The sequence below is a fragment of the Salinicola sp. CPA57 genome, from assembly GCF_003206035.1.
Lineage (GTDB): Bacteria > Pseudomonadota > Gammaproteobacteria > Pseudomonadales > Halomonadaceae > Salinicola > Salinicola socius.
Genome location: NZ_PZJR01000006.1, coordinates 20,434 through 42,414, shown reverse-complemented (window position 1 = coordinate 42,414; position 21,981 = coordinate 20,434). Strand labels below are relative to the sequence as shown.

Annotated in this window: 13 protein-coding genes; 7 read left to right on the top strand and 6 right to left on the bottom strand. The window is 62.3% G+C overall.

Annotated features, from left to right (window positions below):
- Positions 1 to 80 precede the first annotated feature (80 nt).
- The 5 genes from DOM36_RS07645 (at position 81) to glgB (ending at position 10,652) form a co-directional block, all read left to right on the top strand.
- Positions 81 to 560 (top strand): DUF2934 domain-containing protein, encoded by a 480-nt coding sequence (locus DOM36_RS07645; RefSeq protein WP_075571527.1) that lies wholly within the window; start codon positions 81 to 83, stop codon positions 558 to 560.
- Positions 561 to 620: 60 nt separating this feature from the next.
- Positions 621 to 2,807 carry a glycogen debranching protein GlgX gene (gene glgX / locus DOM36_RS07640; RefSeq protein ID WP_198651237.1) on the top strand — a complete coding sequence of 729 codons (2,187 nt, stop codon included), beginning with the start codon at positions 621 to 623 and terminating at the stop codon, positions 2,805 to 2,807.
- A gap of 220 nt (positions 2,808 to 3,027) precedes the next feature.
- Positions 3,028 to 5,055, top strand: coding sequence for an alpha-1,4-glucan--maltose-1-phosphate maltosyltransferase (locus DOM36_RS07635; protein WP_198651236.1), 2,028 nt, complete (start codon positions 3,028 to 3,030; stop codon positions 5,053 to 5,055).
- Positions 5,056 to 5,076: 21 nt separating this feature from the next.
- Positions 5,077 to 8,418 carry a maltose alpha-D-glucosyltransferase gene (treS, locus tag DOM36_RS07630; RefSeq protein ID WP_110642356.1) on the top strand — a complete coding sequence of 1,114 codons (3,342 nt, stop codon included), beginning with the start codon at positions 5,077 to 5,079 and terminating at the stop codon, positions 8,416 to 8,418.
- Positions 8,415 to 10,652, top strand: coding sequence for a 1,4-alpha-glucan branching protein GlgB (glgB, locus tag DOM36_RS07625; protein WP_110642354.1), 2,238 nt, complete (start codon positions 8,415 to 8,417; stop codon positions 10,650 to 10,652). The genes treS and glgB overlap by 4 nt, the downstream gene beginning before the upstream one ends.
- Here the strand turns inward: glgB and treF are convergent.
- Together treF and DOM36_RS07615 are read right to left on the bottom strand one after the other, a co-directional pair.
- Entirely contained in the window at positions 10,623 to 12,179 is a 1,557-nt protein-coding gene (gene treF, locus DOM36_RS07620; protein ID WP_232823766.1) for an alpha,alpha-trehalase TreF, read from the bottom strand. The genes glgB and treF overlap by 30 nt on opposite strands.
- 53 nt (positions 12,180 to 12,232) lie before the next feature.
- Positions 12,233 to 12,997 carry a 3-oxoacyl-ACP reductase family protein gene (locus DOM36_RS07615; protein ID WP_075571525.1) on the bottom strand — a complete coding sequence of 255 codons (765 nt, stop codon included), beginning with the start codon at positions 12,995 to 12,997 and terminating at the stop codon, positions 12,233 to 12,235.
- 241 nt (positions 12,998 to 13,238) lie between these two features.
- Between DOM36_RS07615 and DOM36_RS07610 the strand changes: the two genes are divergently transcribed.
- The gene (locus tag DOM36_RS07610; protein ID WP_232823765.1) at positions 13,239 to 15,473 is read left to right on the top strand and encodes a mechanosensitive ion channel family protein; all 2,235 of its coding nucleotides are present in this window, start codon (positions 13,239 to 13,241) and stop codon (positions 15,471 to 15,473) included.
- Positions 15,474 to 16,417: 944 nt separating this feature from the next.
- On the opposite strand, the gene DOM36_RS07605 is transcribed toward DOM36_RS07610, so the two are convergent.
- Positions 16,418 to 16,774: a hypothetical protein gene (locus DOM36_RS07605; RefSeq protein ID WP_110642352.1), complete on the bottom strand. Its 357-nt coding sequence runs from the start codon at positions 16,772 to 16,774 to the stop codon at positions 16,418 to 16,420.
- Positions 16,775 to 16,912: 138 nt separating this feature from the next.
- On the opposite strand from DOM36_RS07605, the gene DOM36_RS07600 reads away from it, so the two are divergent.
- Complete coding sequence (locus tag DOM36_RS07600; protein WP_075571522.1) at positions 16,913 to 17,242, top strand: DHCW motif cupin fold protein; 330 nt, start codon at positions 16,913 to 16,915, stop codon at positions 17,240 to 17,242.
- 12 nt (positions 17,243 to 17,254) lie between these two features.
- Here DOM36_RS07600 and DOM36_RS07595 read toward each other — a convergent pair whose 3' ends face one another.
- The 3 genes from DOM36_RS07595 to DOM36_RS07585 all read right to left on the bottom strand — a co-directional run bounded on the left by DOM36_RS07595 (position 17,255) and on the right by DOM36_RS07585 (position 21,833).
- On the bottom strand, positions 17,255 to 18,160 hold the full coding sequence (locus DOM36_RS07595; RefSeq protein ID WP_110642542.1) for a LysR substrate-binding domain-containing protein: 906 nt from the start codon (positions 18,158 to 18,160) through the stop codon (positions 17,255 to 17,257).
- An 83-nt stretch (positions 18,161 to 18,243) separates the two neighbouring features.
- A complete protein-coding gene (locus DOM36_RS07590; RefSeq protein ID WP_110642350.1) occupies positions 18,244 to 20,268 on the bottom strand; it encodes a CocE/NonD family hydrolase in 2,025 nt (674 codons plus the stop codon).
- Positions 20,265 to 21,833, bottom strand: a complete 1,569-nt coding sequence (locus DOM36_RS07585) for a BCCT family transporter (RefSeq protein WP_110642348.1) — start codon at positions 21,831 to 21,833, stop codon at positions 20,265 to 20,267. Before DOM36_RS07585 ends, DOM36_RS07590 begins: the two co-directional genes overlap by 4 nt.
- Between the last annotated feature and the right edge of the window lie 148 nt (positions 21,834 to 21,981).

The window sequence follows — 21,981 nt, the reverse complement described above, 5'->3', positions numbered from 1 at the left end:
CCTGGCCGGTATCGGTCTGACACGGATCCGGCGGGAGCAGGGATGACCCCGCCATGCAACGAGAACAGGAAGGAGGCGTCATGATGACCAGTCGCGAACAACGTGTCCGGATGCTGGCTTATCGCATCTGGGAATCGGAAGGCTGCCCCGACGATCAGGAGGGGCGCCACTGGGCGATGGCCGAACGCATCGTCGAGGCCGAGAACGCGCGTGAAGAGGAGCAGGAGTGGCGCGCCGCGTCGAACGAGCCTTCACCGCTCGAAGGCGAGGAGCCGACGGCGGAGCCCGACGAGCTCGGTATCGACGAGATGCGGCTGCCGCTGGATGATCCCGAAACCGAAGCACGCAAGGAAGCGGATACGGGCGTCGAGGTGCAAGCGGAGCAGCGTCCAGCCAGGCCCTCGTCACCGCGAGGTCGGGCAGCGAGTGGCGACGAAAGCGCCGGCGACAAGCCAGCACCGCGCAAGCGGGGCACGACGAAAGCCGCGAAGGGCGATGATGACAAGCCTGCGCCCAAACCCCGCAAGCCTCGTGGCACGGGCGGCAACAAGAGTGAGTGATCGCCCATATTGGGCAGCATGGAATGGCAGGGTTGAACTGGCTCACTCGGGGGGCAGGATATGAGCGATATGCGATGGAGCCATGATGAATCGATGGGCAAGGTCGTCCAGGAGGCTGGCGTATTGCGCTCGCGGATTCGAGAAGGATTGCCCTACCCGTTAGGAGCGACCTGGGATGGACTCGGCGTCAACTTCGCGCTGTTCTCGGCGAATGCGACTCGAGTCGAGCTCTGCCTGTTCGATGAAACCGGGCAGGAGGAGGTCGAGCGGGTCGTGTTGCCGGAGTATACCGATGAGGTCTGGCACGGTTATCTGCCGGACGCGCATCCGGGCCAGCTCTACGGCTACCGGGTTCATGGCCCCTACGATCCGGAGGCGGGGCATCGTTTCAACCCCAACAAGTTGCTGATCGACCCTTACGCCAAGCAGTTGGTGGGTGAACTGATCTGGGACGATGCGCTCTACGGCTACACCATCGGTCACGAGGATGGCGATCTCAGCTTCGACGAGCGCGACAGCGCGCCGTTCATGCCGCGGTGTCGGGTCATCGATCCTGCGTTCACCTGGGGGCGCTCCGGCGAGATCCGGGTCCCGTGGAGCGACGCCGTGATCTACGAGACGCACGTTCGTGGCTACACCATGCGTCACCCGGATGTGCCGAAGGCGCTGCGGGGAACCTTCTCCGGTCTCGCCGTGCCGGAAGTCATCGATTATCTGACCGACCTGGGCATCTCCTCGCTGGAGCTGATGCCGATCCATGCCTTCGCCGACGATCGCCACCTGCAGGAAAAGGGGCTGCACAATTACTGGGGCTACAACACGCTGGCTTTCTTCGCGCCCCATACCCACTACATGGCGACGGAAACGATCAGCGAGTTCAAGCAGATGGTGGCGCGTTTCCATGCCGCTGGCATCGAGATACTGCTGGACGTGGTCTACAACCACACGGCGGAAGGCAACGAGATGGGGCCGACGCTATCGTTCAAGGGGATCGACAACGCCTCCTACTACCGCCTGATGCCGGAAGAGCCGCGTTTTTACATCAACGATACCGGCACCGGCAACACGCTGAACCTGTCGCATCCGCGCGTGCTGCAGATGGTCAACGACTCGTTGCGCTACTGGGCGGACGAGATGCGCGTCGACGGCTTCCGGTTCGATCTGGCGACGATTCTCGGGCGCGAGGCCGACGGCTTCGACGAGGGCGGCGGCTTCCTCGACTCCTGCCGACAGGATCCGCTGTTATCGCAGTGCAAGCTGATTGCCGAACCCTGGGACTGCGGACCCGGCGGCTATCAGGTCGGCAAGTTTCCCCCGGGATGGGCGGAGTGGAACGACCGTTTCCGTGACGACATGCGAGCGTTCTGGCGCGGCGACGAAGGCAAGCTGCCGGCATTCGCCAATCGTCTGACCGCGTCGGCCGATCTGTTCAACCACCGCGGCCGCAAGGCTTTCTCGTCGATCAACTTCATTACCGCCCATGACGGTTTCACGTTGCGTGATCTGGTCAGCTACAACGACAAGCACAATCAGTCCAACGGCGAGGACAACCAGGACGGTCATGACGACAACATCTCCTGGAATCATGGTGTCGAGGGTGAAACCGATGACCCCGAGATCAGGGGATTGCGCATGCGTCAGATGCGTAACCTGCTTGCCACGCTGATGCTCTCGCAGGGCACGCCGATGATGCTGGCCGGAGACGAGTTCGGGCGCACGCAGGGCGGTAACAACAATGCCTATTGTCAGGATGGCGGGATCGGATGGGTCGACTGGAACTTCTCCGAGGAAGGGCAAGAGCTACTGGCTTTCACCCGCTATCTGATTCGTTTGCGTCGCCAATATCCGATTCTGGAGCGTGGACGCTTCATGACCGGAGAGCTGAATGACAATCTGGGCATCAAGGATGTCACCTGGCTCACGCCTGCAGCAGAAGAGATGGGCGTGGAGCATTGGCATGACGCGGACGCCAAGGCGATCGGCGTGATTCTCAACGGTCACGCGCAGCCCACCGGCATCTGCCGCCCAGGCTCCGATATCACCGTCTTTCTGGCGCTCAATGCTGGAGACCAGGATGCCGACTTCGTCCTGCCCGACGTTCCCGGTGGCATCGAGTGGCGCAGGCGTGTCGAGACCTTCGATCCCGGCGCCGGCGACGTGCGGTGCCCGATGCAGAGCGATTACCACGTCAAGGCTCGCAGTCTCTCCCTGTTCGAACTCATCGAAGAGGAGTCTGCGTATGGCTAACCATCCGAGGACCGCGGGTCGGCAGGTAGCCTATGCCTGACAGGGATTCTCCCCCATCGATAGCCAACGACGCTACTCACTGCGACGCATCTCACGGCAGCGCTTTGCCATAACGCCGGGTCATCCGTTCTTCTGAGCAGCGGTACAGCGCGACGTTGCCGTCCGAGACGGCGATGCCGAACGAGCATCAACTCCGCCCCAAGGACGGAAGGAGACGTCAATGACCACGAGTGCATCGCCGAATCAGATCCCGAATCCGATTTCCTCGCCGGGGGACGACGGCCTTCAGGCGGCAACGCGTTCGCCGCGTATCGCCATCGAGGCCGTGCAACCCTCGCTGGAGCTGGGACGTTTCGCCGCCAAGACGATCGCCGGCCAACCCATCACCGTTTCGGCGGTGATCTTCGCCGATGGCCACGATGTGCTGGCCGCCGAGGTCGTTTGGCGCGACGACCGCGGTCAGGGCGGGCGCGAGGCCATGCACCTGGTGCACCCGCCGGGCAAGGACATCTGGGATGCGGTCATCACCCCAACCCGGATCGGTCGGCACACCTTCGTGATAGAGGCGTGGTGGGATGTGTTCGCCACCTACCGCGACGAGCTCTTCAAGAAGCATCAGGCAGGCGTGCCCGTGGAGCTCGAGCTCGAAGAGGGCCGACGGCTGGTGGCGGCCGCTGTCGAGCGATCGGAAGGCGAGTTGAGGCAAGCGCTGGAAAGCGTACTCGAGCGTTTCCAGGCCGGTGCCAACGAGGGCGAGCGGGTCGGCGCCCTGCTCGACGCCCGGACCGCCCGCTGGATGCACGCCGCCGATGCACGGCCGCATCTGGCCCGCAGCGAGGCGATATACCCGCTCGAGGTCGAACGTCGGGCGGCCCAGTTCGCCAGCTGGTACGAGCTGTTCCCGCGTTCCGAGACCGAAGATCCTCGGCGCCACGGAACCTTCAACGATGTCCACAAGCGCTTGCCGATGATCCGGGACATGGGCTTCGACGTGCTCTACTTCCCTCCCATTCACCCGGTGGGCCATGCCCATCGCAAGGGCCGCAACAACACGCTCCAGGCCGGCCCCGACGATCCCGGCAGTCCCTATGCCATCGGAAGCCCGGAAGGCGGGCATGAGGCGATCCACCCCGAACTCGGCACGCGCGAGGATTTTCGCCATCTGATCAAGGCGGCGGCCGATCACGGCATGGAGATTGCCCTGGACTTCGCCATTCAGTGCTCGCCGGATCATCCCTGGCTCAGCGAGCATCCGGGGTGGTTCTCCTGGCGGCCGGATGGCTCGATCCGTTATGCCGAGAATCCGCCCAAGAAATATCAGGATATCGTCAACGTCGATTTCTACGCCGAGGACGCGGTGCCCTCGCTATGGGCGACGCTGCGCGACGTGGTGCAGGGTTGGGTGGACGAAGGCGTGAAGATCTTTCGCGTCGACAACCCGCACACCAAGCCGCTGCCATTCTGGGAGTGGCTGTTCGCCGATATCCGCGGGCGCGACCCGGACGTGCTGTTCCTGGCCGAAGCGTTTACCCGACCGGCGATGATGAAGCGCCTGGGCAAGATCGGCTTCAACATGAGCTATACCTACTTCACCTGGCGCAATACCAAGGCCGAGCTGACCGAGTATCTGACCGAACTCAACGAATCGCCGATGCGTGAGTGCTACCGGCCAAACTTCTTCGTCAACACGCCGGACATCAATCCTTACTTCCTGCAGTCATCCGGACGCCCCGGATTCCTGATCCGCGCGGCGCTGGCGACCATGGGTTCGGGTCTGTGGGGCATGTATTCGGGCTTCGAGCTGTGCGAGGGCGAGCCGGTACCGGGGAAGGAGGAATACCTCGATTCGGAGAAGTACCAGATCAAGCCGCGGGACTACACCGCCCCCGGCAACATCTGCTACGAGATAACCCAGCTCAACCGGATCCGGCGTGAAAACCCGGCGCTGCAGACCCATCTGGGGGTCTCCTTCTACCCGGTGCACAACGAGCGCGTGCTGTTCTTCGGCAAGCGCACCGACGATCTGGACAATGTCGTGCTGGTGATGATCAGTCTCGATCCGTTCGAGGCCCAGGAAGGGCCATTCGAGCTGCCGCTATGGGCGTTCGGACTGGGCGACGAGGCGGCGCTGCATGTCGAGGATCTGATGAGCGGCCATCGCTGGACATGGCATGGCAAGTGGCAGTCGATGCGGCTGGAGCCGTGGCATTTGCCGTTCGCCATCTGGCGCATCCATCCGGTGCGCTGATCAATCAAGGAGGAACGCACAATGATGGATGCCAGCAGCGAATCCCACGCCGTCGAGGCCATCGACTTTCTCGAAGACCCGCTATGGTACAAGGATGCGGTGATCTATCAGGTCCACGTCAAGTCGTTCTTCGACGCCAACGATGATGGCATCGGCGACTTCCTGGGGCTGATCGATAAGCTCGATTACATCGTCAGCCTCGGCGTGAATACGCTCTGGGTCCTGCCGTTCTACCCGTCGCCGCGCCGGGACGATGGTTATGACATTGCCGAGTACACTGGCGTCAGCCCGGATTACGGCACTCTCGAGGATGCCAAGCGCTTCATCAGCGAGGCGCATCAGCGTGGCCTGAGGGTGATCACCGAGCTGGTCATCAACCACACCTCCGACCAGCACGAATGGTTCCAGCGCGCGCGTCACGCGGCACCCGGCTCGCCGGAGAGAGACTTTTACGTATGGTCGGATAGCGACCAGAAGTATCCCGGGACACGTATCATCTTTCTCGATACCGAGTCCTCCAACTGGACCTGGGATCCGGTGGCCAAGGCCTACTTCTGGCACCGCTTCTACTCCCACCAGCCGGACCTGAACTTCGACAATCCGCAAGTGCTCGATGAAGTGCTCAAGGTGATGGCGTACTGGCTGGACATGGGTGTCGACGGCCTGCGTCTGGACGCGATTCCCTATCTGGTCGAGCGCGAGGGCACCAACAACGAGAACCTGCCCGAGACGCACGTCGTTCTCAAGAAGATCCGCGCGGCTCTCGATGAGCGCTATCCCGATCGCATGCTGCTCGCCGAGGCCAACCAGTGGCCGGAGGATACGCGGCCCTACTTTGGCGGCAACGAGAATGGCGAAGGCGACGAATGCCACATGGCTTTCCACTTTCCGTTGATGCCACGCATGTACATGGCGCTGGCCCGGGAGGATCGCTTCCCGATCACCGACATTCTGCGCCAGACACCGGAGATTCCCCCCAACTGTCAGTGGGCGATCTTTCTGCGCAATCATGACGAGCTGACCCTGGAGATGGTCACCGACAAGGAACGGGACTATCTCTGGAGTCACTACGCTACCGATCGTCGCGCGCGTATCAACCTCGGTATCCGCCGGCGCTTGGCGCCGCTGCTCGAACGCGACCGGCGCCGCATCGAACTGCTCAATAGCCTGCTGCTGTCGATGCCGGGCACGCCGGTACTCTATTACGGCGACGAGATCGGCATGGGCGACAACATCTATCTGGGCGATCGTGATGGCGTGCGCACACCGATGCAGTGGTCGATGGACCGCAACGGCGGCTTTTCGCGAGCCGACCCGGCCAAGCTGGTGCTGCCGGCGGTAATGGATCCGCTGTACGGCTTCCAGTCGGTCAACGTCGAGGCCCAGACGCGTGACCCGCACTCGCTGCTCAACAGCATGCGTCGCCTGCTGGCGGTGCGCAGTCAGCATCGCGTGTTCAGCCGTGGCACCATGCAGCCGCTCTATCCGGCCAACCGGCATATCCTCGCCTATCTGCGTGAGCTCGTCCTCGATAATGGCGACAGTGAAGTGCTGTTGTGCGTGGCCAACGTGGCGCGCAACGCTCAGGCGGTGGAGCTAGACCTGTCGGCCTTCGCTGGCCAGGTGCCGGTGGAGATGGTCGGCGGCAGCGCTTTTCCGCCGATCGGCAAGCTGTCGTATCTGCTGACGCTGCCCCCCTACGGCTTCTACTGGTTCCTGCTGGCGCCCGAGACCGCGATGCCCGAGTGGCATGTGCCGGCACCCGAGCCGATGCCGGATTACGTGACGCTGATCATCAAGCGTCAGTTGGAAGAGATCCTCGATGCGCCATCGCGTGGACTGATGGAGAACGAGGCGCTTCCCAAATATCTGCCCAAGCGACGCTGGTTCGCCGCCAAGCAGGCGCGCATCCATCAGGTGAAATTGCTCTACGCCGTGCGTATCGAGGACGCTCGGCACAACATGCTGCTCAGCGAGATCGAGGTCGAGCATTCCCAGGGGCATGATCGTTACCTGCTGCCGCTGGGGTTTCTGGGCGAGGACGACCGCAGCGGCGCCATGGCCGAACAACTGGCCCTGGCACGGGTGCGGCGCGGGCGCGATGTCGGCCTGTTGACCGACGCGCTGGGGCTGGACGCCTTCGCGCTGCGCATTCTCGATCTGCTGCGGAGCGGAGCGAAGCTGCCTTGTGCCGACGGCGAGATACGCTTCCTGCCGACCTCGGCACTGGACGCGCTGGAGCTGCCCGAGGATGTCGATGTCGCCTACAGCAATGCCGAGCAGTCCAACAGCTCGGTGATCATCGGCCACCAGGTGGTGCTCAAACTGTTCCGGCGCCTGGAGCCGGGCCTGCATCCCGAGGCCGAGATCGGCCGCTACCTGAGCGAACACGGCTTCGCCAACGTGCCGACGCTGTATGGCGAGGTGGCGCGTCACAATGCCGATGGCGAGTCCCAGACCCTGATGCTGGTACAGGGCTTCGTTGCCAACCAGGGCGATGCCTGGTCGTGGACGCGCAACGTCCTGGAGCGGGCGATTCGCGAGGTGGGCGAGGCCAGCGCCGAGCAGCATGGCCACCCTGCGCTGGACGAACTCGAGGGGTTCGCCACGACCCTGGGGCAGCGCCTGGGTGAGCTGCATCGGATATTGGCCGCCGCAAGCGACAACCCCGACTTCGCTCCGGAACAGGCCGATGACGCCCATGTGGCCGCCTGGTCGCAGCGCGTCCGCGAACAGATCGTGACGGCGCTCGACCTGCTCGAACGACACAAGGGCGATGCCGGGGAAGCCGATCAGGCCCTGGCCGAGCGAGTTCTGAGCAAGCGCGACATACTGCTGTCGGCCATCGAACCGCTGGCGCGACAGGCCAAGGGCAGTCTGCTCACTCGCATCCATGGCGATCTGCACCTCGGCCAGGTGCTGGTAGCGCATGACGACGCCTACATCATCGACTTCGAGGGTGAGCCCGCCCGCTCTCTGGAAGAGCGGCGTGCCAAGGACTGTCCGTTGCGTGATGTCGCCGGCATGCTGCGGTCCTTCGACTATGCCGGCGCCAAGATGGATGAAGCGACTGCCGGCAAGCCGAGTGAAGAAGGGGCCGTCGAGGTAACCCATGAGGTCGCCGAGCATTATATGGTGGCCAGTCGGCGCGCCTTCCTGGAGGCCTATTGGCAAAGTACCGCCGATATCGCCCATCGCTGGGCCTCGTCGGACGGTGCCAGTGCCGCACTCGAACTGTTCGAGCTGGAAAAGACGGTCTACGAGATCGCCTACGAAGCTGCCAATCGCCCGGCCTGGCTGGGCGTGCCGCTGCGCGGTCTGGTGGCAATCGTCGATCAACTGTCCATGAGAGGGTCCCAATGACCGATCTGAACGTCAATACCGGCAGGGATGACGCCCTCTGGTTGTCTCCCGATGACGCCGAAGCGCTGGTTCGGGGAAGTCACGGCAATCCGTTTTCCGTACTCGGCGTGCATGGCTGCGGCGAGGAAAATACGGAAACCCGTCTGCTGCGGGTTTATCTCCCCGGGGCGCTGGGCGTGGATGTGCTCGACCGTGATACCGGCGAGCGACGTTGCAGCCTGAGCGGCATCCAGATGCCGGGGCTGTTCGCCGGCCGGTTGCCCCATGTCGCGCCCTACACGCTGCGTATCCGCTGGCCAAGCGGTGAGCAGGAGACCGAGGATCCCTATTCGTTCGATCTGCTGCTGGGAGAAATGGATCTGTATCTGATCGGCGAGGGCAATCACCGCAATCTGGGTCACTGTCTGGGTGCCCAGCCGATGGAAGTCGACGGTGTGTCCGGGGTGCGCTTCGCGGTCTGGGCGCCCAACGCCCGGCGCGTTTCGGTGGTCGGCAACTTCAACGGCTGGGATGGTCGTCGGCATGTCATGCGCCTGCGCCATCCCGCCGGGGTCTGGGAGATTTTCCTTCCCCGGTTGGGGCCGGGGGAATCCTACAAGTACGAACTGATCGATGCGCACGGCGCTATCGCGCTCAAGGCTGACCCGGTGGCACTGGCCAGCGAGATGCCGCCCCAGACGTCATCGGTGGTCGCCGATACCCGGCCATTTACCTGGCACGACGCCGGCTGGATCGCCCGGCGCGGCGAGCATCAGGCCCCTCACCGGCCGATCTGTGCCTACGAGGTGCATGCCGCCTCGTGGCGCAAACATGGCGGACATGACGGCGTCATCTATAGCTGGCGCGATCTGGCCGAGCACCTGATTCCCTACGTGCTCGAAATGGGCTTCACCCATGTCGAACTGCTGCCGATCATGGAGCACCCCTTCGGCGGCTCCTGGGGCTATCAGCCACTGGGCCAGTTCGCCCCCAGCGGACGTTTCGGCAAACCCGAGGATTTCGCCTATTTCGTGGATGCCTGCCATCAGGCCGGTTTGGGGGTGATCCTCGACTGGGTGCCAGCCCACTTTCCCACCGATGCGCACGGGCTGGCGCGCTTCGACGGCACGGCGCTCTACGAGTACGAGCATCCTTTCGAGGGATTTCACCAGGACTGGAATACCTATATCTACAACCTGGGACGGCGTGAGGTGCATGGCTTCCTGCTGGCCTCGGCGCTGCACTGGCTGCGCCACTTCCACGTTGATGCGCTACGTGTCGATGCGGTGGCCTCGATGCTGTATCGCAACTATTCGCGCAACGAGGGCGAGTGGATTCCCAATCAGTACGGGGGCCAGGAGAATCTCGAGGCGATCGACTTCCTGCGCCACTTGAACGATGTGGTCGCCGAGGAGGTGACCGGAGCGGTGGTGATCGCCGAGGAGTCCACCGCCTGGCCGGGCGTGACCCAGCCGACCCGTGATGGCGGACTGGGCTTTGCCTACAAGTGGAACATGGGCTGGATGCACGACACTCTGGAGTACATCGCCAAGGATCCGGTGTATCGCTCGTACGCGCATCACGAACTGACCTTTCCCATGGTTTACGCGTTCTCGGAAAAGTACGTGCTGCCGATCTCCCACGACGAGGTGGTCCACGGCAAGGGGTCGTTGATCAACAAGATGCCCGGCGACGAATGGCAACGGTTCGCCAATCTACGCGCCTATCTCGCCACCATGTGGACGCAGCCCGGCAAGAAACTCCTGTTCATGGGTTGCGAGTTCGGCCAGTGGCGCGAATGGAGTCACGATCGCGAACTCGACTGGTCGCTGCTCGGCGAAGCTGCCCATGCCGGCATCCAGCGCCTGGTCGGCGATCTCAATAGGCTTTATCAGGAACAGACGCCGCTGCACCAGCGCGACACCGAGCCGGAGGGCTTCACTTGGGTGGTCGGCGACGACAGCACCAATAGCGTATTCGCCTGGCTGCGCTGGAACCTGATCGGAGAGCCGCTGCTGGTGGTGGCCAACATGACCCCGGTGGCACGCTATGACTATCATCTCGGCGTGCCGACCCTGGGGCGTTGGAAGGAGATCTTCAACAGCGACGCGCAATGCTACGGCGGATCCAATCTGGGCAACCTGGGACAGATCCAGGCCCTCGACACGCCGCTGCACGGACAGACGGCCAGTCTTTCGCTGACGCTGCCGCCATTGGGCGTGGTGTTACTGATGCCCAGCGCGCCGGGCGAGTAGCGCCCGGGTCACGCCGTTGGTCCAGCCGAAGCCGTCCTGCAGCGGATACTCCCCGCCAACGGCAAAGTCCGCGCCGGGGTAGAGCACGTACTTTTCCACCAGCTTGTGCTCACGGCGGTACAGGTCCTCGACCAAGTCCAGCCAGCGGTCGGCCAAGGTGTCCGCGAGCTCGGTGAAGCCATAGTGCCGCAACCCCTCGATCGCCATCCACTGCAGTGGGGCCCATCCGTTGGGGTGATCCCACTGCTGGGCGCTATCCGTGATTTCGGTGGTCGCGAGTCCTCCCGGGGCCATCAGGCGGTCGGCAACGATATTGGCAACCCGCTCCGCCTGCGCATCGGAGGCGGCGCCGACGAACAGCGGCACGACGCAGGCCGCGGTCAGGTGGACGCTGCTTCGCCCACGCGTGAAGTCGTAGTCGTAGTAGGCGCCTCTCGAATCGCTCCACAAGTAGTGATCCATCGCGGCTCGCCGCCGTAGTGCCCGGCGACGAAAGTCTCCTGCCTTGCCGTCGTCGCCAACGGCGGCATGGAGACGGCTCAACGTCTGTTCGAGATGAAACAGCAGGGCATTGAGCTCCGGCGTGACGAAGTGCGTGGCACGAATCGAACCGAGGTCCTTCACGTCGTCCAGCCAGCGTCCGCTGAAATCCCAGCCGCTCTCCGCGCCGGCCCTGAGATCCCGAAACAGCGCTTGTGCGGGCCGGCTGCAGTGACGTGCCATTTCCACGTCTTCGCGGAACGACTCTTCGCGAGGCGTATCGCGATCGTCCCAGTGACGATTCAGCCAGGCGTCTTCGCCCAGACGCACGCAGCGGCGATGACTCTCGCCGGGGGCGAGGTCGTCTTCTCCATCCATCCAGAAGGCGTATTCACGTTCCAGCGCGGGTAGATAGTCGATGGCTTCCCTGAGCCCCTGTCGCTCCGTCAGCTCGACCATCATCGAGAACAGCGGCGGCTGGGACCGGCTCAGATAATAGCTGCGGTTACCGTTGGGCATATGGCCGTAGCGCAGGATCAAGTCGGAGCAGTTGTCGGTGACCGCGCACATCAGGTGGCTTTGGTTGCTGGCCGCCAGACCCAGCATGATGAAGTAGGAGTCCCAGTAGTAGTATTCGCGAAAGCGTCCGCCCGGCACCACGTAGTCGTAGCACAGCGCGAGCAGCGACGACCACCGCGGATGCTGACGGGAGTTACGGGTGAGTACCGGCCACAGGTTGTCGATGTGCGTGACCAGATCATGCTCGGGTCGTGACTCGTAGCCTTTGCCCGGCACCATGTCGCTATAGAAGTGATCGGCCACGAAGGCGCTCAGATCAAACCCCGCCTGCCACCGCTGCTGCTCGTAGGCTTCCATGATCTGCCCGGGGGGCTGCCTTGGAATGCAGTCGGCGAAGGTCTTGGAGTCGTGGAAGATATGCGCCAGTGCGACCGCTTCGAACAATTCCCCGTAACGGTCGTAGGGAGTAATTGCCGCTTCTTCGAAGGCGTCAACGTTATCCGGCGTCATCTGAAAACTATCGAGCATGCCGTTTTTCCCTGGTTGGCAGAAAGCGTGTCGTTGACGACATGGCGCCATGATTACTCTTCATACTGCCACAGCAGGCCGCCGTCTACCGGCAGCGAAGCCCCGGTCATGTAGGCGGCATCGTCGGATGCCAGAAATTCGACCACCCCGGCGACATCTTCGGGTCTGCCCAGCCGATTGAGCGGGATGTTGCCGAGCAGGTGGCGCAGCTTCTCCGGATCCTCGTCGAGTGCCGCATTGATCGGCGTCTTGATCGCGCCGGGCGCGACGCTGTTGACGGTAATCCCCAGCGGTGCCAGTTCGATGGCGAGGTTCCGGGTCAGCATTCTCATGCCGCCCTTGCTCATGCAGTAGCTGGTAAAACCGGGAAACGGCAGGTCCTCATGGACCGAGCTCATGTTGATGACCTGACCACCGCGCCCCTCGTCGCGCAGATAGCGAACGAAAGCCTGAGTCGTGAAGAAGACACCTTTCAGGTTGGTGTGCATGACCGTCTCGTAATCGGCTTCGCTGACCTCGAGAAACGGCGCATCGATCTCCATGCCTGCGTTATTGACCAGGATGTCGAGTCGGCCCATTGCCTCGACGCTCTCCCGGATCAGCCGTCGGTTGGTTTCGACGTCGCTGATATCGCCGGTAACGATGGCGGCTCGTCGTCCATGAGCACGTACCAGCGCTGCGGTTTTTTCGGCACGTTCGGAAGGGCGGCTGCCGCTGACGACGACATCGGCGCCGGCCTGGGCAAGACGTTCGGCAACGGCACGGCCAATGCCCTGGGTGCTGCCGGTGACCAGAGCCACTTTGCCTGAAAGGCGCATCGTTCTCTCCTTGTGCATGAGTCTCGATCGAAACGGGCCGATTTCTCGTTCGCCCTTTTCCGGGAGGCTGCGAGTCGACGACGACCCCTCGATGAGAGTGCCGCGAGACGTATCAGTTGAAGATAGAGCAGCTTAGACTTTAGGACCAAAGTCCGCTTGGCGTTGTCGTAGGTTCCCTTGGATAGCATGATGTCCGCAACAAGCCATCGACGGCTCGATGGAGAGGTAGACGGGAGTCAATGTGAGCGGATTGAAAAAGCTGGGATGGACGTTGTTTCTGGCCTTGACCGTGGCCATCAGTGCCCCGGCTGGAGCCCAGTCCCTGACTTCGATGATGGGCGGTAGCAGTAGCCAGAGCAGCGAGGCGAGCGCGGCATCGGCGCCATCTTCGAAAGAATTGCGGGCGTCGCTGGATCAGATCATCGCGACGCTCGAAAACGGCGATCAGCGTCAGGCGCTGCTCGACCATCTCAAGCAGTTGCGTGACGTCACGGCGGCCGATGCCAAGCAGGAGAGTGGTTCGGCTGGGCTACTGGGGGCGTTGGCGCAATCGTTTTCGTCGTTGGAGACGGACGGGCTCGACAACCCGATCCGCTACTGGTCGGCGAGGGCGGATCAGGCGGGCGACGACATTTCGGGGTTGGTAAGCCATCATGAGCAACTGCCCAATATCGTGCTGGATCTGCTCTGGGTGACGGCGCTGTGGGTCGGCGTCACGCTGTTGCTGGCGATGCTCTGGCGTTGGGCGGTTCTTCAATTTGGCCTGCCCTGGCACCTGCCGGCGGATCCGACGACCTGGATGCTGATCCGGCATATCGTCCGGCGTGTGGTGCCGTTGGCCATCGGCTTCGTCGTCGCGCTGACGACGGTTCATCAGGTGACGAACGGTTCGATCGGCATGGCGCTGGCAATGGTCGCGGCCTACGCCACGCTTTGCGGTGCGGTCTTCTCGGCGGTCTGTGAGATCGTTTTCTCGCTGTTCGGCAGCGGTCATCGTCATACGGCGCTGCGGATACTGCGCCAACGCGGTGGCCGTTGGCTATTCGCGCTCGGTGCGTTCGTCGCACTGGGCGACGCGGCCCATGCCGAAGCGCTGACCGGGCCACTTGGCGAGGGAGTGACGGCGTTCGTGTCGCTGGTCGCCAACGCTTGTGCCGCATCGTTGCTGGGCATTTTCGTCATGGTATTCCGGCGTCCCATTCGACATCTGATTCGCAATCGCCCCTATTCACAACGTCAGGAGCGCCGCGCAACGACCGAGCTGGTCCGGGTATTCAGTCGTATCTGGCACATCCCGATTCTGATCATGGTCGGGGTGTCTTTGATCGCGATGATCCTGTCGGCAGAGAACTCGCGCAGCGCGTTTTTGCGTGCGGTGGTGACCGCCGGTCTCATGATAGCCACCCTGGTCGTCACCGGGCTGATTCATCGACGCAGCGAGCGCATGCGGGAAAAGCCCGCGTCGGAGTATGCGACGCGGCTGGTGCGCTTCGGCTTTACGCTGGCCCATCTGTTGAGCTGGGGGATCTTCGCCGAACTGGCAATGCGGGTGTGGGGCTCGTCACTGTGGGCCGTCGGTGATTCGGACGGCATCAGCCAACAGATCGCCAAGGGTGTGTTCGGGTTGGGAATGACGTTCCTGGTGGCGTGGCTGGTCTGGATACTCGCGGATACCGCGATCAAGCATGCGCTACTGCGCAGTAGTCGCCGCCACGGTCGGCGGGTCAATGCCAGCGCGCGTGCTCAGACCATTACGCCGTTGCTGCGCAATACCGTCTTCGCGACCATTGCCGTGACGGCGATGATCATTGCGCTGGCCAATCTGGGGGTCAACGTGACGCCGCTGTTGGCCGGTGCCGGGGTCATCGGCCTGGCAGTCGGTTTCGGCGCCCAGACGCTGGTACAGGATCTGATCACCGGCCTGTTCATTCTGATCGAGGACTCGCTGGCGATCGATGACTTCGTCAATCTCGGAACGCATATGGGGACGGTCGAAGCGTTGAGCATTCGCACCGTCAAGTTGCGCGATCTGGACGGTATCGTGCATATCATTCCGTTCAGTCAGATCCAGGGGATTCAGAACTACTCCCGCGAATTCGGTATCGCGTTGATGCGGATCCGAATCGCCCATCACATGAAGATCGACGAGGCGATCGAAATCGTGCGCGGAATTGCCGAGGATCTGCGCAACGATCCGATGATGCGCCATCACATCTGGTCGGCGCTGGAGGTTCAGGGCATCGAGAGTTTCGATGCCGGCGCCGCGATCCTGCGGGTGCGAATGCGCACCGCACCGATCATGCAGTGGGACGTGGCAAGAGCTTTCAATCTCCGCCTGAAGCAGCGCTTCGACGAGCAGGGCATCGATCTGGCCATGCCGAGAATGAGCGTGGTGATGGAGCAGAAGCCGGTCCCCTCCGGCGCTACCGGGGTGCCGGAACCCGTGTCGGCACCGGGTGCACCGGATCCCGTCTAGGGCGGCTCTGAAGGCAAGTCAGCAGCGGGTACACCGCCAGGCTTCCATCGAGGTTATTCATCGCTCTCTGCAACAATGGATCGCCCACTGCAACAATGGATCGCCCACTGCAACAATGGATGGTACGTCGCGGCACAGAGTTCGATGATCGAATCAAGATTTACCCCCTTGGGCCGTATGGCCTCGCGATCGCGAGGGCATACGGCTCGTTTGCGGCCGAGCAGAATCCGAGCGGCACAGGCGGCCGATCCTCAGGTAATCACGAGCAACGACGCCTGTCATAGCCATTGGTCTGGCCCACCAATCGCTAATGGCCGATAGTGACGCGTTAATTTATAATTTGTGTTATTAGGTAAGCATAAAGTAGTTATTGATTTTTTGTGATTCTGAATGTAACTTTGATGCATGTTCGTGAAACCTTCGACTGCCTGCCCGGATAGGAAGGGTGTCCGAGGAATAGGGTAAAGAACGAGATTGTGATGGAAACACGACGGCGCCCATTGGAAAGCATGGCGTCGGTAGGGCCGGATGATGGACATCGAGCTTTGAAACGTTGATTTCGACGATGTTGCGCTTCAGCCCGAGAGATAACGAATCTGATACGTGGGGTGCGCAATGAGTCTATTGAGTCTGGGTTGTCTCATCATCGGTTTTATCGCGTTCGGACTGTTTGTTGCGCTACGCCTTTGCCGTAGCGATAACGCACCGCCCGAAGCGAAGGATCGTGTAAAGGAACCGAATCCTTCCAGTACATCCGGCATCGGACATCGCGCCTGATAACAGGGCCGGCATCTCGGTACGCGGGGATCAAGACCGGCAGCGCTAGCGCTGCCGGTCTTCTTTTTTCTGGTCAAGGAAGCGTTGCAGGTTCTTGGACAGTGCAACGATGTTCCCTTGGACCGTCAGTCAAAGGGCGAAGAGACTAACACTGGGCCAGAAGGGGATCATGCTCGCCGGGTTTTGTGGGTACTGTAGCGCGGCAGGTCTCTGAGGTAAGCATGAGTCAGCCAGGCCAGCGGCGCGAATTCAGGGCCGAACGCGTTGAAACACCCCCAGCGAAGAGCGATGAACGGACGCAGGAAGAAGGGAATGCGACGATGAGCGCGCAAACCACGGATGCGTCGGGTTCTTGCAACCAGCAGATCGACCCGCTGGCGTTCCGGTGACGACAGCATCCGAATGTCAGCGGTGACGGTGGCGGAAGGTACTTGCCCTTTGGCGGGATCGCAGGGCTCCAGCAGCAAGCGTGCCAGCTGTTTGACGGTGTGGTGTCGCATCCACTTCCCAATGGTGATGGTCATATAAGTCCCCACTATGATTGTCCCCGACGGCGCTATTCTCGAATTCGGGAATAGCCCGCCATTCCCCATCCAGTTTGCGAGACGAGGGTGCGCTGCTGTGGCATCGTGCAGTCTCGTCCTTTTCGCGAGACAGAGCCCATGCAACTCAGTGACATTCCGTTTGGCACGACCGATTGGTCGACGATCGTTCCGACCGAGCACCTTGGCGACACCGGAAAGGCATTATGGAGAACGCGTCATTTCGGTGACGTTCGGGTCCGAATCGTCGAGTACACACCGGGGTATCTCGCCGATCACTGGTGCTCGAAGGGCCATATACTGCTTTGCCTCGAAGGAGAGCTCGTGACTGAACTGGAGGATGGCCGGATTTTTCGATTGACGCCGGGCCAGAGCTATCAAGTTGCCGATCAGGCAGAAGCGCACCGGTCCTCGACGGAGGTGGGCGCCAAACTGTTCGTTGTCGACTGACCTGCAGAGGCGCTAGCGAAGCACCCAGTCCCTAAAGGCACGCATCGGCTCGGTCAGATGACGATGTTCGGGCGTGAATAGAGAAAGATGACCGCGACTGGATAGCGCATGCGGTAGCGCTTGAACCAACGTTCCCTGTTCGAGCTCGGCCGCCAGCAACCGCATCCAGCCCAATGTGACGCCTTGTCCCGCCAGGGTGGCGTTCATTAGTAGTTGAAAGCTGTTGGCCCGCAACGTGTGGATGGGCGGCTGCCATTCCTGGCCGAGTTCCCGGAACCAGAGTTCCCAGGTCAGCCAGTCGTGATAGTGATCCTCGACCACCATCATCGTATGTCGAGTGAGCAGCTCGGCCGGACTTTGGATCGCGCCGTGACGTTCCAGATAGGCCGGGCTGCAGACTGCGGCGACGGATTCCCGTGAGAAAATGGCATCGGCCGATACGCCGGGAGGATCCACTTCATTGTGCACGTGATAGTAGATGCCAAGATCGAACTCCGCCAGATCCAGGCGATGTGGATCCTCCACGGTCAGAATGCGAATCTCGATATCGGGATGGGCGCGCTGAAAGTCGGGTAGCTGACGTGCCAGCCAGATCGAGGCGATGGTCGGGCTGGATGCCAAGGTCAGTTGGCGATCGTCGCCGCGACGACGCAGCCGAGCGGTCTCGTCGCGCAGCTCGCGTAACAGCCGTTGCACGACGCGAAAGTAGTGTTCGCCGGCCGGGGTCAGGCGCAGGCCATCGTAGTGTCGCTCGAACAGTGGGCGACCGAGGTCGTCCTCGAGCCGCTTGATCTGCCGGCTGATGGCGCTCTGGGTCAGGCTGAGTTCGCCACCCGCCTGAGTGAAGCTGCCATGCCGCGCGGCCGCTTCGAAAGCACGGAGGCAGGACAGCGGCGGGAGAGGATCGCGAGAGGGCATGCGGGCATCCGAAGCCAGAGAGTCACGGCTCCGGAGCATAACACGGCGCGTCCCGATACCGGCCGCCGCGAGGCTTTCCACCGTCAAATGGCGGTACGCGGAATCTCCTGCGCCCACGACTTTTCGCTGATCAGCGCCTTTCCCTCGAACGCCCGCTGCTCGGCGCTCAGGTAGAACGTCGTTTCGTCGCAGTGCAGGTGATATCGGCTGGTCACCTCCACCGAAAACTGGCCCTCGCCCTCATCACGGCTGGCACGATAGACCCATTCGATATCGGCGCGGGTACGCGTGGCCTCGGTTGGATGGCTCGAATAGACCTCCTTCGCGCGCTGTTCGACGCGCAGGCCGTGATCCTCGAAGCGGACGTCGCCCATGTCATCCTCGACGCATACTGTCACCTCGCCGCTGCCGACGTCTTCACTGATCGTACGCTTGGGCTGACCGGCGCGTAGCGTCTCGATCCGGCACGGTGTGGCGCTCTCCGGCGGCTCGAACGGCATCGGGATGGGCTCGGCTCTGGATAGCGGGAGTTCCAGTGCGGGCCGGCCCGCCTTGAGGGTCAGATCGGCACGCTTTTTCGGCGACCAGACCAGCGGAAAACTGGCGCTCGAGAGCGCCACGCGCAGGCGGTGTCCCTTGGGCAAACGGTAGCCGATCAGATCCAGCGATAGCCGCACGTCCATCGGCTCGCCGGGCACCGGTGGCGTGATCTTGCCGGGATCGTCGCGGAGATTGAGGTTGAGCGTGCCGTAGGTAATCAGCGCGCTCTCGCCGCTGGGGGCGATATCGCACAGACGCACGTGCAACTGACCGCAAGCCTCGGCACTGGCGATCGACACGTTGATCGTCGGCTGGCCCAGGATGTCGAGGCCATCGATGTAGGGCGCGGAGTCGAAGGTTAGCGACAAACCGTCGTCGCGGCGCTGATCTGGCGGGAAATCGGCGCCGAACCACAGCGGAATGTATTCTCCCTGCAGCGAACCTGCGGTCAATGGCGACGCGATCAGGCGATCGGTACTCAATTCGCCATCACCACTCAGGCCGCTGTCGCTCAGGGTCAGCGTCGACGTTTCGATTTCATCCGTTGGCGCGGGCCAGCCATGGGTGCGCACCCACTGGCCGGGGCGTTCGAGATATTTGGGCGCCGGCGGTACGCCATCCTGCAGATAGAATGTGCACTCGGGCTCGTCCATGATCCCGGTGTCGATGTCTTTGAGCCAGTAGTCCCACCAGCGCAGCGCCTCCTGCAGGAAGCCGATGGCCGGGTCGGGAATCGCGAAGTGTGGATACTTGTGCATCCATGGCCCCAGCAGCGCCTTTTTCGGACACGAGAGATTTTTCATCATCCGCGGGATCGTATTGATGTACGAATCCCCCCAGCCGCTGATCATGTAGACCGCCGCTTCGATATCTTCGTAGCTCTCGCAGATCGAGCCATGCTTCCAGTAGTCGTCCCGGTGCTGGTGGTTCAGCCAGGTCTCGGCTAGCAGTGGCATGTTGTCGAGGCGATGCTTCCACATCTCGCGCCAGCGCTCGCCAACCAGCGCCGGATCTGGCACGGCGGCCGAGAAGCTCAGCATGGTTGCCGCCCAGCCGAGGTTCTCGAGCAGCATGTTGCCGCCCTTGTAGTGGATATCGTCGGCGTAGCGGTCGTCGGTGGAGCAGAGCGTGATGATCGCCTTGAGCGGCTCGGGCTTGAGGGCGGCCACCTGCAGGCCGTTGAAGCCACCCCATGAGATTCCCATCATGCCGAGCTTTCCATCGCACCAGGGTTGCTTCGCGATCCAGTCGATCACTTCCAGCGCGTCGGCCTGTTCCTGCGGGGCATATTCGTCTTCCATCAGGCCGTCGGATTCGCCGTTGCCGCGCATGTCGACGCGCACGCTGGCGTAGCCGTGGCCGGCGAACCAGGGGTGGGTCAGTTCGTCACGTACCGCCGTACCGTCTCGCTTGCGATAGGGCAGATATTCGAGGATCGCCGGCACCGGGGTCGTTTCGGCATCCTCCGGCAGCCAGATTCTGGCAGCCAGTCGCGTGCCGTCGGCCAGCACGATCCACTGGTTTTCGATTTCACGCACGCGGTGCGGAAAGTCCTGTCTGATTTTCATGCCTCGTCCTTGGCAGTGCGTGAAAGGGGCGAGCGGCTCGGTGCGACATCGAGGCGCTCGGGATGCTTGAGCCAGACCCACAGCGAGCCGGTGGCTAGCAGCACGATCAACATGGCCGGCAGACCACCGAGGTTGGAGAGCATCTTGATGCCGTCGATTCCCACGAAGCTGACCATGACCCAGGAGACCACGCCGACGATCAATCCCCAGATCACTTTCATCGGGACGCCGGCATTGAGATCGGAGTCGGCGGTCAGGCCGCGAGTACACAGGTTGCCGATGGCGTCGGTCTGCGAATCCGCCGCGGTGACGTAGGAGATATAGGCGATGAACAGCAGAAGCGGAATCCACACCTGCGAGAACGGCAGCTGGCGGAACAGTTCGTAGAGTACGTTTTCGACGCCGCGATCGCTGAGTACGGCATGGAGATCGGCGCCGGTAGTGTCGGTATGAGCCTGGAAGTAGAGCGCGGTACCCGAGAAGATCAGGATCCATACGCTGGCGAACAGCGCCGGGTAGAGCAGGTTGACGCGAAGGAACTCCCGAACGGTGTAGCCCCGTGAAATCTTGCCCAGGAACAGCGCCGCCACCGGCGCCCAGGCGAACCACACTGCCCAGTAGAAGATCGACCACCACTGCGGCCACTGGTCGTCGCCGGCGGCGCCGGTGAACAGGCTCTTGGTGAAGAAATTGTCGAGATAGACGCCGAACGACTCCACGCCCAGGGCCAGACAGAAGACGGTGGGCCCGACGATGAAGACGAACACGCCGAGAATCGCGAGCAAGATGGCGTTGAGCGACGACAGTCGGGCGATCCCCTTCTGCAAGCCGCTGGCCGCCGAAAGCACGAAGGTCACCACGATGATCGCAATCACGATACCCAGGCGCAGCGGATTGGTTTCGCCGCCGAGATATTGGCCCATGCCTCCAGCCAGGGTCAGGGCGCCGGTGCCCAGTGAAGATGCCATGCCGGCGACCAGCGCATAGAGCGAGACGGCATCGATCAGTCCTGCAAAGCGCTTCACCCCAGGACCGAAGATCGGCTCCAGCATGCTCGAGATCGAGAAACGTAGGCGCAGGTTGTAGAAGGCAAGGGCGAAGATCAGCGCGGGCACGGCGTAAATGGCGTAAGGCGTGAACGACCAGTGCAGGAACATGGTCGACATCGCGAACAGCATGGCATCGCCGGAACCGGCTTCCAGCCCGCTGGAGGTCGGCGGGCTCATGAAATGGTAGAGCGGCTCGGCGGTGGTCCAGAACAGCACGCCGACGGCCAGCGTGGTGCAAAGCGTGATCGAGAACCAGCGCAACCGTGACAGTAGCGGCGTCGCGTCTGGCCCGCCGATACGGATGCTGCCCAACGGCGAGAAATAGACGATCACGGCCATGATCAAAAGATAGAGACTGCCAAGGCTGAACAGCCAGGAAAAGTTGTCGAGCACGGCGTCATTGAGCGCGCTGGCCGTCGCCAGGAAAGCGTCGAGATCGATGTAGCTGGCGACCACTGCCGCCAGCAACACGAGGAAAGTCGGCCAGAACACCAGCGGCCGCAGTGAGGTCTGCATTACCCTGTCTCCCGTTATCATTATCGTTCGGCTCATGCGCCGCTATCATGCGTTCATACTCTACCGTCCAAGTGATGGTGGGCGACAAACGCAAGCTGGGAATGAGGGTATGCGCCGGGCGCATGACAGCATTGAGTCACAATGCGCC

What these genes read in the sequence shown, in the direction of transcription:
- DOM36_RS07645 (WP_075571527.1), top strand. Translation starts at nt 81, where the DNA reads ATGATGACCAGTCGCGAACAACGTGTCCGGATGCTGGCTTATCGCATC.
- glgX (WP_198651237.1), top strand. Translation starts at nt 621, where the DNA reads ATGAGCGATATGCGATGGAGCCATGATGAATCGATGGGCAAGGTCGTC.
- DOM36_RS07635 (WP_198651236.1), top strand. Translation starts at nt 3,028, where the DNA reads ATGACCACGAGTGCATCGCCGAATCAGATCCCGAATCCGATTTCCTCG.
- treS (WP_110642356.1), top strand. Translation starts at nt 5,077, where the DNA reads ATGATGGATGCCAGCAGCGAATCCCACGCCGTCGAGGCCATCGACTTT.
- glgB (WP_110642354.1), top strand. Translation starts at nt 8,415, where the DNA reads ATGACCGATCTGAACGTCAATACCGGCAGGGATGACGCCCTCTGGTTG.
- treF (WP_232823766.1), bottom strand. Translation starts at nt 12,179, where the DNA reads ATGCTCGATAGTTTTCAGATGACGCCGGATAACGTTGACGCCTTCGAA.
- DOM36_RS07615 (WP_075571525.1), bottom strand. Translation starts at nt 12,997, where the DNA reads ATGCGCCTTTCAGGCAAAGTGGCTCTGGTCACCGGCAGCACCCAGGGC.
- DOM36_RS07605 (WP_110642352.1), bottom strand. Translation starts at nt 16,774, where the DNA reads ATGACCATCACCATTGGGAAGTGGATGCGACACCACACCGTCAAACAG.
- DOM36_RS07600 (WP_075571522.1), top strand. Translation starts at nt 16,913, where the DNA reads ATGCAACTCAGTGACATTCCGTTTGGCACGACCGATTGGTCGACGATC.
- DOM36_RS07595 (WP_110642542.1), bottom strand. Translation starts at nt 18,160, where the DNA reads ATGCCCTCTCGCGATCCTCTCCCGCCGCTGTCCTGCCTCCGTGCTTTC.
- DOM36_RS07590 (WP_110642350.1), bottom strand. Translation starts at nt 20,268, where the DNA reads ATGAAAATCAGACAGGACTTTCCGCACCGCGTGCGTGAAATCGAAAAC.
- DOM36_RS07585 (WP_110642348.1), bottom strand. Translation starts at nt 21,833, where the DNA reads ATGCAGACCTCACTGCGGCCGCTGGTGTTCTGGCCGACTTTCCTCGTG.